Annotated in this window: 12 protein-coding genes, 1 tRNA gene and 1 riboswitch; of the genes, 12 read left to right on the top strand and 1 reads right to left on the bottom strand. The window is 41.1% G+C overall.

The genetic code is table 11. The features are described 5' to 3' along the window. The first annotated feature begins 3 nt into the window (after positions 1–3). From Q0688_RS02150 to Q0688_RS02125, 6 genes are all read left to right on the top strand, one after another. Positions 4–1356 (top strand): MotA/TolQ/ExbB proton channel family protein, encoded by a 1353-nt coding sequence (locus tag Q0688_RS02150; RefSeq protein WP_299072574.1) that lies wholly within the window; start codon positions 4–6, stop codon positions 1354–1356. 1 nt (position 1357) lies between these two features. Next, positions 1358–1882: a MotA/TolQ/ExbB proton channel family protein gene (locus Q0688_RS02145; RefSeq protein WP_299072571.1), complete on the top strand. Its 525-nt coding sequence runs from the start codon at positions 1358–1360 to the stop codon at positions 1880–1882. Positions 1883–1894: 12 nt separating this feature from the next. Next, positions 1895–2293 carry a biopolymer transporter ExbD gene (locus Q0688_RS02140; RefSeq protein WP_299072568.1) on the top strand — a complete coding sequence of 133 codons (399 nt, stop codon included), beginning with the start codon at positions 1895–1897 and terminating at the stop codon, positions 2291–2293. Position 2294: 1 nt separating this feature from the next. Next, positions 2295–2906 carry an energy transducer TonB gene (locus Q0688_RS02135; protein ID WP_299072565.1) on the top strand — a complete coding sequence of 204 codons (612 nt, stop codon included), beginning with the start codon at positions 2295–2297 and terminating at the stop codon, positions 2904–2906. Next, positions 2906–4168 (top strand): hypothetical protein, encoded by a 1263-nt coding sequence (locus Q0688_RS02130; protein WP_299072562.1) that lies wholly within the window; start codon positions 2906–2908, stop codon positions 4166–4168. Before Q0688_RS02135 ends, Q0688_RS02130 begins: the two co-directional genes overlap by 1 nt. Positions 4169–4346: 178 nt before the next feature. Further along, positions 4347–6308, top strand: coding sequence for a hypothetical protein (locus Q0688_RS02125; protein WP_299072559.1), 1962 nt, complete (start codon positions 4347–4349; stop codon positions 6306–6308). On the opposite strand, the gene Q0688_RS02120 is transcribed toward Q0688_RS02125, so the two are convergent. Further along, positions 6305–8425 (bottom strand): GNAT family N-acetyltransferase, encoded by a 2121-nt coding sequence (locus tag Q0688_RS02120; RefSeq protein WP_299072556.1) that lies wholly within the window; start codon positions 8423–8425, stop codon positions 6305–6307. The genes Q0688_RS02125 and Q0688_RS02120 overlap by 4 nt on opposite strands. A gap of 161 nt (positions 8426–8586) precedes the next feature. Next, a riboswitch (TPP riboswitch) is annotated at positions 8587–8690 on the top strand. Between the two features lie 57 nt (positions 8691–8747). On the opposite strand from Q0688_RS02120, the gene Q0688_RS02115 reads away from it, so the two are divergent. From Q0688_RS02115 to Q0688_RS02090, 6 genes are all read left to right on the top strand, one after another. After that, positions 8748–10841, top strand: a complete 2094-nt coding sequence (locus Q0688_RS02115) for a TonB-dependent receptor (RefSeq protein WP_299072554.1) — start codon at positions 8748–8750, stop codon at positions 10839–10841. Positions 10842–10900: 59 nt separating this feature from the next. Further along, positions 10901–11158 carry a hypothetical protein gene (locus Q0688_RS02110; RefSeq protein WP_299072552.1) on the top strand — a complete coding sequence of 86 codons (258 nt, stop codon included), beginning with the start codon at positions 10901–10903 and terminating at the stop codon, positions 11156–11158. Further along, a complete protein-coding gene (gene pnuC, locus Q0688_RS02105; RefSeq protein WP_299072549.1) occupies positions 11158–11763 on the top strand; it encodes a nicotinamide riboside transporter PnuC in 606 nt (201 codons plus the stop codon). The genes Q0688_RS02110 and pnuC overlap by 1 nt, the downstream gene beginning before the upstream one ends. Then, positions 11760–12551, top strand: a complete 792-nt coding sequence (locus Q0688_RS02100) for a phosphotransferase (RefSeq protein WP_299072546.1) — start codon at positions 11760–11762, stop codon at positions 12549–12551. The genes pnuC and Q0688_RS02100 overlap by 4 nt, the downstream gene beginning before the upstream one ends. A 112-nt stretch (positions 12552–12663) precedes the next feature. Next, a tRNA-Trp gene (locus tag Q0688_RS02095) sits at positions 12664–12740 on the top strand. Between the two features lie 70 nt (positions 12741–12810). After that, positions 12811–13302, top strand: a complete 492-nt coding sequence (locus Q0688_RS02090) for a DNA polymerase III subunit psi (RefSeq protein ID WP_299072543.1) — start codon at positions 12811–12813, stop codon at positions 13300–13302. The last annotated feature ends 12 nt before the right edge of the window (positions 13303–13314 follow it).

Raw genomic sequence — 13314 nt, 5'->3', positions numbered from 1 at the left:
TTGATGAAAACTGTATTTAAATCCATATTAACTGCTGCGTCGATTACGTTATTAGCTTCGTCTGCTCAAGCAGCGACTTCGTTAGAAGATTTGTTAGCTGAAGTTAAGAAAAACCGTGTATCCGAAGCGCGCATTAATAAAAAACGTGAAGCAGAGTTTCAGTCGGCAAGAGCTGACAAACAAGCCTTACTAAGAAAAGGAAAAGCTGAACTTAAAGCTGAAAAAGCTCGTGGCGACAGATTGCAAAAGCAATTTGCTGATAACGAAGTGAAATTGGCTGAAAAAGAAGTTGAGCTAACCACAGCTACAGGTACATTAGGTGAAATGTTTGGTGTTGTTCGCCAAGCATCAGCTGAAGCCTATGGTCAAATATCTACTTCAATAGTAAGTGCCGAATTCCCAGGGCGTGGTGCGTTTTTAAAACGTATGTCTGAAGAATCTAAAGGGCTTCCTAACATTAAAGAATTAGAAGATCTGTGGTTTGCACTTCAAACTGAAATGACTGAATCTGGACAGGTTTCGCGTTTTACAACTGAAGTAGTCAGCCTAGACGGTGGTTCTACGCAACAAGAAGTAGTACGTGTTGGTACATTTAACCTAATTGGCGAGCAAGGCTACTTAGTATACGATGATCAAAACGAAATGGTGCAGCCGTTAGGGCGTCAACCAGACGGTTTCCAAACCAGTACTGCTCAAGCACTTCAATCAGCTACTTCTGGTCTTGTTCCATTCTATGCGGATCCTTCAAAAGGCGGTATTCTTGGTCTATTGAAAGAAAAAGCTACCATGGAAGAGCGTTATCATGCTGGTGGGCCAGTAGGTTATACCATCACAGTTATGTTGTTTATTGGTCTACTAATAGGTGTATACAAAGTTGTAACCCTTACTTTAGTGGGCGGCAAAATGAAGTCACAACTTAAGAATGTATCTAACCCTTCTAGTAGCAACCCTCTTGGTCGTATCTTGCAAGTGTATACAGAAAATAAAACTGCAGATGCAGAAAGCCTAGAATTGAAACTTGATGAAGCTATTCTTAAAGAGCTACCGAGAATTGAAAGTGGTATTAATATCATTAAGATTTTTGCTGCCATCGCTCCACTATTAGGTTTGTTAGGTACCGTTATCGGTATGATTGCTACTTTCCAACAGATTACATTGTTCGGAACAGGCGACCCTAAATTAATGGCGGGTAGTATTTCAATGGCCTTGGTAACCACTGCTTTGGGTATTATTGCTGCACTTCCATTGTTACTTACGCATAGTATTGTAGCGGGTCGAAGCAAGTCTATTATTCATATTCTTGATGAGCAAACAGCGGGCATCATTGCCACGCACGCTGAGACGGAGAAAGCCTAAGATGTTATACCTGATAGAACTATGGGAGTCTGTCAGGGATTTTATTGCTGCTGGCGGTGACGTACTTTATGTTGTCGCAGTAGCGCTCTTTCTTATGTGGGCATTTATGATAGAGCGCTTTTGGTATTTAGCTTCTGTATACCCTAAGTTACGAGACGAAATCGTTTCCAACTGGGATGCAAGAGAAGACACTACCTCATGGTATGCGCATAGAATCCGTGACACTTGGATTTCACAAGCTTCAGATGGCTTAGGTACAAGAATGTTGTTAATTAAGACGCTTGTAGCTATGTGCCCTCTAATTGGTCTGTTGGGAACAGTTACCGGAATGATCGGTGTGTTCGAGACCATGGCGACTCAGGGTACAAGTAACCCTCGTCTAATGGCAGCAGGTATTTCTATGGCAACTATTCCTACTATGGCTGGAATGGTAGCTGCTTTATCTGGCGTTTTCTTTAGCTCTCGTCTTGAGTCTAAAGTTAAAATTGCTAGAGAAAAGTTAGTAGATGCCTTGCCCCATCATTAAAGAGAGGATTTTATGGGTCGTAAAGTTCGAGTAGAAGAAGATGCTGCAATTGATATGACACCTATGCTAGACATAGTATTCATTATGTTGATCTTCTTCATTGTAACTACTGTTTTTGTAAAAGAAGCAGGTGTAGACGTTAATAAACCTAATGGTGATTTAGCAGTTATGCCGAAAAATGCCAATATTTTCATCGGCGTTACCGAAGATGGAAAGGTTTGGATGGACAAACGCCAAATCGATGCGGACAGTGTTCGTGCTAATTTGGAACGTTTAATGGCTGAGCAACCTTCTGACATAATAATTATCCAAGCCGACAAAAAAGCCGAACATGGTCTAGTAGTTGAAGTGATGGATCAGATTAAGTCAGCTGGTATTGATCGAATCTCAATTGCAACGGCAGGTAGTTAATATGGGTCGATTAATAGTTTCTATATTTGTAGGCGGTGTTATAGCCTTTGCTTTATTTGTGTTGATGGCAGAGTTAATATCAAACTCTGGTAGGCCTGTTGAAAAAGGTCCAGAAGCAACAGTGATTGATATTGTTATGTCTACGCCAGATGATGCAACTCAACTAAGAAAACGAGTACCACCACCGCCACCGCCGCCACCCAAACAGCCTCCTAAAATTGAGCCTGTTGAACCTGATGTGGCTGAAGTGAATACCGATGGTTTAGGCTTCAGTATGCCTACTGTTGATGTGGGCGGTGCCTCCGTAAGTATTGGAAGCGTCGGTGCTATGCGTGATGGCGATGCCACTCCAATTGTTAGGATTGAACCAAAGTATCCGGTTCAAGCAGCACGGGATGGTAAGGAAGGTTGGGTTAAATTATCTTTTACTATCAACGAAGTTGGCGGTGTTGAAGACGTTAAAGTTATTGAAGCGGATCCTAAGCGGGTATTCGATAGAGAAGCTAGACGTGCCTTAGGTAAATGGAAGTACAAGCCTAAAATCGAAGATGGTAAACCGATGAAGCAATATGGCCTTACAGTGCAACTAGACTTTAAGTTGGATCAATCATAATGAAGAAACATCTAAAACATTTATGTGTGGTTTCAGTGATGTCTGTTGCCACTATTATGCCAACGAGTGTTTTCGCTCAGGCATCGACACCTATTGCATGTCCTGATTATAAGCGTGGAACAACCAACATCCCTGGTCAAAAAGTAGGTAAAAAGGTTGGGAAAGCCTTAGAAGCTTACAATAATGATTTGATCGATGAAGCGTTGGAACTGCTATACGATATTGAGACATCTAATAAATTTGATAGAGCCTTTACTGATAGATTTATCGGAAATTTGTTAGCTACCCAAAAAGGTAAAGCTAAGAAGGCGATTGATTACTTACAAAAAGCTGTAGCACCGAATAAATTAAATGATGCTGAGCAAGTAGGTACAATAAAGCTCATTGCTGATTTGAGTCTTCAAGAAGAGCAATATGATAGTGCCATTAAATACTATCAACAATGGATGAAGGTTACCTGTAAAGAAGATTTTGATGTCTACTTTAGAATGACCAATGCGTATTATCAGACGCAAAAGTATCCTGAAATGATTGCTCCTATCAATAAAGCTATCGCTTTAGCGAAAAAGCCTAACAAAACAGCCTATGCACTCAAAATGACGTCTTATTACAATCGTAAGATGTATAAAGAAACCATAGCCGTGCAGGAAGAAACTGTTAGGATTTTTCCAGATGATAAGGGGCAATGGACGCAACTTGGTTTCTTCTACATGTTAGTGGAAGATCATAAGAAAGCATTGTCTACCTTTGAAATGGCTTACAATCAAGGCTACTTGACTAAAGCAGCTGAAATTAAGGCTCTAAGTCAGCTATATGCAATGAACGATATACCGCTAAAAGCCGCGGAGGTATTGGAAAAGCATATTAAGTCTGGTTTGGTTAAAAACGAAGAAAGAATGCTGACTAATGTTGCATCTTCCTATCAGCAAGCTAAAGAATTTAAGGAAGCGGCTGAGTATTATGGAAAATCTGCGGCGATTTCCTCTGATCCTGATTTGTATCAAAAGCAAGGTATGGTTTTGTATGCATTAGAGAAATATAGTCCTGCTATTGTCGCTTTGCAGAAGGCTTTAGATGGAGGCTCTAATAAAAAGGGTGCTCTTCATATCGCTATCATGCAAGCTAACTTTGATAAGGGTGATTTTAAATCTGCTTACAAACATGTGTTGGAAGCGAAGAAAGATCGGTCTACAGCTCGAAATGCTAGGAGTTGGGAACCTTATATTAAAGAGAAAGCGAAGAATCGCGGAATTAAGCTTTAGATGAAAAGCTCCTTAGGGAGCTTTTTTTTTGCTTTCATTTTCTAATTTACCTGAATAGTTCATGCAATATTTTTTCTCTGTCTTTGTTAGTGCCTTCTTAGTCTTTCAAATACAACCTATCATCTCAAAAATTATACTTCCTTGGTTTGGTGGCGGTGCTAGTGTATGGACCACTTGCATGTTGTTCTTTCAATTATTTTTGTTAATGGGCTATTTATATGCTTATACATTAACTAAAGTTTTCAAAGTTAAATCTCAGGTAGTGGTACATCTAACATGCTTGCTACTGAGCTTAATGTTTTTACCTTATAATGTTGCAGACATGCACCAAGATGTGATGCTTGAGCAGCCTACTTGGGCCGTACTTAAAGTATTATTTTTAGGTCTAGGGTGTCCGTATTTTATCCTATCTGCCAATACGCCTTTGTTGCAGCATTGGTTTACTAGAGAGTCACAAGGATCACAGCCCTATAGGTTGTATGCGGTATCGAATGTAGGGTCATTTTTAGCTCTAGTAAGTTACCCACTGTTTATTGAACCTTTTTTAACTCTAGAGTCCCAACTAAAGCTATGGTCTGCTTTTTATTGGTTATTCGTGTTGCTCGTTGGCTGGATATTTTATGTTGTTGTAAAACAAAAAAATTCAAAGTTGGAGTCCATAGCTAACCAAATAAGCCATTCTAAAGTAGGTTGTTTAAGGGTTTTCCTTTGGTTTACGTTCTCAGCATTGGGTGTGGTTTTGTTGGTATCCACTACTAATGCACTTACTCAAAACATTCCTCCCGTGCCTTTTTTGTGGATCGTGCCATTAGCCCTGTATTTGCTAACTTATGTGTTAGCTTTCAGTCAACTTGGATTTTACAATAGAGTTGTCTGGCTGCCTTTGTTTATGCTATTGACTTTTGTTGCTTTACTGATTTATTTCATAGGCGGCCAATTTGACATTCTTACTCAGTTATTTCTCTATCTAGTGATTTTGTTCAGCGGTTGTATGATTTGCCATGGTGAGTTAAATGCACTTAAACCGCATCAGGGCAATACTAGCCTGTTTTATTTGGTGTTAGCAGTAGGTGGTGTCTTTGGCAGCTTTTTAGTGTCTATTGTTGCGAAAAACCTGTTTGATGACTTTCTGGAATTTCCTTTGGCCATTTTTAGTGTGTTAGTACTGACGGCTATGGCATTGTGGTGGCCGCCTAAGGATAAAGCTGTTACAGAAAACATGGATGATAATGCTGCCAGCCATAGCCAGCATTCAAAGTTAACTCTCGGTATCTTCGCGGTTGCTGTGGTTTGGCTGTTGGCTTTTATGCTGCTTAACAAGCAATACCAGCAATATGATATCGTCCAAGGACGAAACTTTTATGGCATTTTAGCCGTTAAAGATATCACTCAAGGCCAGCTTAATGAAAGAAGGTTAATTGATGGCACCACTTCACATGGTAGCCAATCTTTAATTGTATCGCAGGCTGCAATACCTAAGAGTTATTACCGTCCTGAAACTGGAGTGCAGTTGGTTATTGCAGCCCTTTCTAAAGAGCGAAAATTACAGGTGGGGATCATTGGCTTAGGGGTAGGGGCGTTAGCCGCGTATGGCCAAGCAGGAGACCATTATACTTTTTATGAGCTTAATCCATTAGTGTCAGACTATGCTGCCCATTATTTTAGTTACCTAAGTGACGCTCTAGCTGAAGTGGATGTGAAATTAGGTGATGCGCGGGTTAGCTTACAAAGTGAATTGGACTCAGGGCAACAAAATGCTTTCGATCTGCTCATTATCGATGCGTTTTCGGGAGACTTAATTCCCACCCACCTTATGACTCAAGAAGCTTTTTTATTGTATCAACAGCATATTGCCAAACAAGGGACTATCGCCTTACACATTTCTAATCGACATTTATCACTGCTGCCGGTTATCTTGCACCATAGTGAAAACTTAGGGATGCAGGTTATGCTGTTCGAAACCCCAGGGGGAGATTACGAACATGATGCGCAGTGGGTAGTGCTCACCAATAATAGCCGCCTAACAGAATCGGAGGAATTGCGTAAAAAGCAAACTGTCATAATTCAGCAGCAATATAAAAAGGTGATTTGGACAGATGATTACTCGAGTTTATTGCCAATTTTGAAAGTTCTAAACTAATTAACTGGCTGTATTGTTAGTATTTGCTTGAAGTTAGTTTTTAGTCTTTGTTCGATTTGTTTTTTACCCTCTAAGTTAAATCTCTCTCGAAGCCTTTTATCTTCGTGATTTTGAAAAAGCGCGGCGACTATAAAGCATTGTTCTACAATAACTAATCTTGATAACCATGCTGGATGAGCAAGTAGGTACTCTTGTAAGTACCGTTTACAGCCAGAATAGGGACGTTGCCCTATAGCAAACTGCTCAATGATTTCGGAATATGTAAACGCATTCATTATGGATTGCGGTCGTAACAGTATTATCTGTAACAGCAACTCTTCGTCCAAATATCGAAAGGTTTTACTCATTTGATATAATATTTCTTGGTGAAGTTCTAGGTGAATTGCTTGGGCTTTTAGCAGCGCCTCAGTCGCCAAGGACTTTATACAAATACAACTGTGCTCACCGCTGGATACTTCTGGTTTAGCACTGAGTTTAGTAAGCAAAAAGTCACTTCTGGTCCAAAATTTCAGGATGTCGGTATTACAGCCAAAAGAAGTCGTTAAATACTGGATCTTTTGCTGTATGGCATTTTGCTCTACAAATTCTAATAAGTTTTTGCCGAGTCCTAGCCGCTGATGTTCCGGGGCAATGGCAATTCGACTAATTCGCCATTGAGGGGCGCTGACAAATTGAGGTTCGTTATAAGAAGAGGCAATATTCTGCGCCACTAAATGCCCTTTAACACGCCTAGTACAATCGCTAATACTTTGGGCAAGATTTGCAATGCAATCCCCGCCTTCTTCGATTATTTGTGCAACACCAAGCACAGTGCTGCCTTTGGTTAAAATAAAGCAATGGATTTCGGGGGCATCTAATAGTCGTTGCAAATCATCTTGACTGGTTTGATAGTGAGCCTCGATAAGTAATCGAAATAAATTAGATAACAAGGTCTTGTCGTCAAGCAATTGCCTTTTTGTTACTTGTTTACAGCTAATGGTTTGCGAGACTGAGTCATTACTGTCGATCTGATGCTGCTCATTTTGAAACATAGAATTAAACCAAAACTGTTCCAACCTATCTTGCTGATACCAGCGTATGGGTTGTTGCAGTTGCAGTCTTTTAAATTCGGGTTTTAGCTGTGCGAGTTGTTTGATAAAGCGCATCTCAAAACCACGGCCACTGCCTTCATAGCCATGTGCTGTTGCGCTAAATACTGCTCGTGGAAAGCTCACGGCAAGCCTGCTCAGTACGTGCACCGGTATTGCTGAGGCTTCGTCTATTAACAACAGATCAGCGGTATGATGGTCTTGTAGTAATATATCCAAAGGTTTAAAGCTGAGTGAGCTCGACTGATAGGTCAAGGTATTTTTAGCGGTTTGAGCATCAGGTAATAAGCTCTGGACATGTAAAAACACCTGCTCCACATTGTGAATATGGGGCGCACTTAAGATAATTGTTTTTGGTGCCGATTTCATTAACTGTGCAGCGGCTATACCTAGCGCCGAAGATTTTCCACGTCCTCTATCTGCCGTCAGGACTAATGGTCTATTTCTGCGACCTTGTGCCACTTTACAAATACTGTTTATGGCGCGTTCTTGCTCATTAAATTGTGTGTGAACCTTACTTTCAGCAACAAAATATGCTTCTCCCGAAAAATTATCAGCAGATAATATGGCAACCCCGTTATCAGCCCTAAAGCAAGAAACTAAATGCTGGATAAACAGGCTTTGTTTCACTTTATCTTGGTAACCATAAGAAATACGATTGTTTTGTTCAGGATCTTTATAGTTTGCCCAATCAGACAACTCAGGACACAAAATAACCATTAACCCTTGAGCTTTTATGGTGCCGCTTAATGCCATTGCGGCATTGGCTCTAAAACCACTGAAGCAGTTTATTACTAGCCAATCATATTCATGGCCTAGCTGCCCTCGGTAATCTTTTATAGCAATGCTTTCAGGCGAGTTTTGGTTGTGCCCAACCCATAAATGATGGTGAATATTGTTGTTCTTTAATAAGGCTGTGGCTGCCTTTGTGGTCCATTCTTCTTGACCCGTTATGACCAATAGCTGCCGGTGGCATAACCCTGACTGACGTTGTTTAAACCAGTGGAATAGTTGCTTAGGTAAATTCACAAAAAATTCTAATGTAAAAGCGAGGGAATGTTGCTGCTAGTGTAAGCAAACTGGCGCAAAAATACTATTTTGCTCTTATAAATTCCTAATTATCGGTTGCTAAGGATTTTTTGCCTGTTACACTGCCCGCGCTTGATACAAGGTCATCAAACCTTTTGTATTAAGTCACCAAGGGGAGCCATTAGGCTGAGATTTGAGTTTGCACTCATAAACCCTTATACCTGATCCGGATAATGCCGGCGTAGGAATGGTCAGACAACTATCCCCATTTACCTGCCGTAAAGCCGGATCTTTTCAACCCATACTGAAGAGATCCTTTTGAATGATTTTTAATAGAAAACCGCTAACAAGCATCATTAGTTTGTTACTAGCAAGCCCAGTACTTTTAGCCCAAGAAAACACCGATTTACAACAAATAGAACGTATTACGGTGCAAGGTGCCCTTGTTTCTACACCATTGTCAGAGATGGCGACTAGTATTTCGGTGTTAACTAAACAAGTCATCGAACAACGTCAAGCTCAGCATTTAGAGGAATTATTAAACCGCGCTGCCAACGTTAACTTTGCCACAGGCGCCAGTCGCGGTCGTTTTGTGCAGATTCGCGGCATAGGCGAGCGCAGTCAATTTACCGATCCTGTTAATCCTTCTGTGGGTTATTTAGTGGATGGCATTAATTACTCGGGCTTAATGGCAGGTGCCAGTACCTTTGATGTGCAGCAAGTGGAAATTTTTAAAGGCCCTAATAGTGCACGTTTTGGCGCAGACGGTTTGGCCGGCATGATCAATGTGATTACCCAAGATGCATCTGACGACACCAGTGTTAATGCGCAATTTGGTGTGGCTAATTATAATAGTTGGCACCTTGGTGCGGCCGTGGGCGGCGAATTAGTCGAATCAGTAGATTTTCGTTTGTCTGTGCACCAAAATAACAGCGATGGTTTTATCGAGAATACTTTTTTAGGGCGTAAAGACACCAACGACGTCGATGAATTAACCATTCGAGCAAAACTAAATTGGCAAGCCACAGATGATTTGAGTATTAAATCTGTGCTGCATCTTATTGATGTAGACAACGGCTATGACGGGTTTTCTCTCGATCGCGATAGAACCACATTGTCAGATGAGCCTGGCGTCGATCGTCAAGATAGCGATGCGTGGGCCGTAACGGCCGATTACCAAGGCTTAGCTTGGGCTAATGTGCAATTGCAGGGGAGCTTTATGGAAGCTGACCTGAGTTATGGTTTTGATGAAGACTGGAGCTATGATGGTATTTCCCCAGGTTGGGAGTATTCTTCTACCGATTATTATTTTCGTGATCGAGAAGATGTGAGCATTCAAGGCAAGTTAAGCAGCAAGAATGACGCAGCCAATACTTGGGTGGTTGGCTTTTACTTTGCCGACTCTACAGAAGATTTAACCCGCGAATATTCCTATTTAGACGCCCCTTTTAAGAGTGATGTAGAACGACTCGACCGCGCGTTATTTGCTCAATATAAATTTGTGTTGTCTGATGACCAATGGCTTACCAGCAGCTTACGTTTAGCGTCACAAACCTTTCGTTATGACGATTCAAACCTGTTAGATAAAAAAGTTGAACATGACGATTGGGGAGCAGAATTAAGTTACCACCAGAACGTATCTGACACTAGCATGCTGTATTTGAGCCTAGTGCGTAGTTACAAGATGGGCGGCGTCAATGGTCAGGCCTTAGGAAAAATTGATGACATAGAATCGCAATCCTTACGCGATGCCTTACTAGACAGCGCCGAATTTGATGCCGAGTCTTTATTAGGGCTGGAGTTTGGTATTAAAGGTAGCAATAACGATGGCAGTTTAACCGTTGATTTCAGCACGTTTTATCAAAAAAGAGACGATGTACAATTTAAAAACTCCATTGTAGAAGGGCAATCCTTTATTGATTCTATAAATAATGCCGCCGATGGCAAAAATTACGGGATTGAAGCCAGTCTTAATTACCTTGCGACTGATGATATTGTGTTATTCGCAAACCTTGGGTATTTGAAAACCCAAGTTACAGGTTTCACCCGTCAAGATGGCAGTAATATCGATAAACGTGAGCAGGCCCATGCCCCTAAATACCACCTAAACTTGGGTATTAACATGGATATTACTGAAAACCTAAGCTGGTTAGTAGAAGTGGATGCCAAGGACGAGTTTTATTACTCCTACAGCCACGACAATCGTTCAGATGCCATGGCCATTGCCCACGCAAGCATTGATTACACCATCAATAATTGGCGAATTAGCTTATACGCACGTAATCTGTTCGATGAAGACTACGCAAACCGAGGGTTTTATTTTGGCAATGACCCCAGAGACGAATATGCTCCTCATGTATGGGAGCAGTTTGGTGAGCCTCGCAGAATAGGTCTCAACTTTAAGTATCAGTATTAAATACGCTATCTCAAGCCGGAATTGACCTGTCATTCCGGCTTTTATTTTAAGGAGTTAACATGAAATTAGTGGCAGAGATATCAATGTATCCTCTAAAAGAACAATACATTGGGCCGATTCAAACATTTATTGACCGCTTAAACACCTATGAAAATATACAGGTTGTGACAACAGCAACCAGTACCACAGTCAGTGGTGAGTATTTACCTACCATGCAATTACTCGCGGAAGAAATGCAACGCAGCCACGAGGAAGTGGGGCAGGCAATTTTTGTCTGCAAATTTTTGAATGGTGACAAAATGAGCTCAGATGTTTAATGGATAGTTTTGTAGCACAATTAGTGGCCACTTCTTGGCAAGAAGGTATTGCGGTATTTTTTGCCTTGGCTTATGTGTGGTTGGCGGCGAGGCAAAATATTTGGTGTTGGCCTAGCGCGTTATTAAGTACTGGAATCTACACTTGGTTATTTTGGAGTGTATCGTTACCTTTTCATACTGGGTTAAATTTTTACTATTTGATCATGGCTGTGTATGGATTGATAAAATGGCGAAATAACCAAAAAGATACTTTGGCTGTGCAAAGTTGGCCGCTATCTCGGCATATAATGAGTATTTTAGGACTAACAATTGGCGCTTTTGTTTTAAGCCAAGTGGCAAAGTCAGTTTTAGATGCCCAGTATTTATATCTCGATGCCTTTATAACGGTATTTAGTGTGTTCACTACTGTACTGGTGGCCCATAAAGTACGTGAAAATTGGCTGTACTGGATTGTGATCAACCTGTTTGCTGCGTATCTTTATTTTGCTAAAGACTTAGCCTTAACAGGGATCTTATTTTTATGTTACACCGGCTTTGCCATTTATGGATTTGTGCAGTGGCGCATTGAACCGGTTAATCCAAAAAGCCAAACCGAGGGTGCATGAAGCCATTAAAGGTTAGGATGGAAACTGAATTAGCGGGTTTGCCCTTTGTCTGTGAAGGTTTTCATCTTAATGCTTTAAAGGGCGGGGCGCTTAATAGTAGTTACCGACTAGCAACCAGCAACAAAAGCTATTTTGTGAAAACCTTTGAGTCTGACAATATTGCCGTGTTAGATAGAAAAAGGCTGTTTGATATTCAACAAACACTGGCTGAAAAGGGACTGGCAGTAAAGCCTATTTATTTGTCGAAGACGGAGACATTTCAAGTTGATCAATGGCTTGATGTTGCTACCTTAGATATGGCCGGCCTATCTGATGTAGAGACGAGTCAAACCTTAGCGTCTGTTTTGTCAACATTACACAGCACAGAAGTCGATGCCCCTGAGCTAGACTTGCCGAGTCAATGGCAACATTACATAAACCTGATTGATCTTCCTGTTTCAGCACAGCAGCAGCGAACGCTAGACAACTATAGGGACGTATGGCAACAAGCCTGCGCCAATAAGACGGTATTTTGCCATAACGATTTGGCGCTATCACATGTCACTTATGCAACGCCCTATAAAGTTTTTGATTGGGAATATTGCTCGAAATCTTGTCCTTATTTTGATTTGGCATCCTGTATCTTGGTAAATGGTTTTAGTGCTACAAATGAAGCTAGCTTGTGCGCCTTTTATGCTCAATCTACTAAACAGCGTGTATCGGAAGTTGTTGCCAAAGTGACCACTATGAAGCCCCTAGTCGAACTAACCAATATGCTTTGGTATCAGGCTGCAAAGCAGTCAGCTTGAGCTTTTATTAGACGAGTCGCCTGTTAAACGAGCAGTTGTGCACTAGATATCGATTGTAAACCTAAAATCACTTTACCTTTTGCCTTGCGTCAGTATAATTCAGCACCTCAGCAGGGGTGTAGTTCCAATTGGTAGAACAGCGGTCTCCAAAACCGATGGCTGGGGGTTCGAATCCCTCCACCCCTGCCAAATAATTCTTACGCTACTCACTTGTCTTTAACCATGCCTATCTGTAGTCAATTCATGTTAATCTGTTGCAATGGAAAATAAATCTCAATTTGTTATAAGTGATTATCAACAGGCCATTTTGCACGAAATGGGGATATCCTCATGGCAGTTAGTCAACGAACAACAGTCAGCTGTAAACACCGAGGGGCTTAGCCCTAAACATGATGGTAAACCTTCAGAGACTTCCTCAACAGAAGATGCCCTAGCCAAGTTAAAACAACTCAAAGTGAAAACCCAAAAAAGTGAAAGTACCAATTCGCTACTCGTCACTTTTTCGCCAGAAGACAGTAAAGAACCAATGTTTAGCGACGTATTAATTGCGTTAGGCTTAGATACTAAACAACTTATATACATTTCAAATGAGCAAATAAGTCAATATTCAGACTACCCCTTATGTTGGTCCCAAGGCGAAAACATTCGTTTTCATCAGAGTAATTTGACCACGCCGCCTTTAACAGCGTTACATAACAGCGATAGCAAAAAGCAACTTTGGCAGCAATTACAAACTGCTTTACCTCTTTAATCTAACGAATCC

The organism is uncultured Paraglaciecola sp. (genome assembly GCF_937123705.1).
In the GTDB taxonomy this organism is placed as follows: Bacteria; Pseudomonadota; Gammaproteobacteria; order Enterobacterales; family Alteromonadaceae; genus Paraglaciecola.
This window is presented reverse-complemented; position numbering and strand designations above follow the sequence as displayed.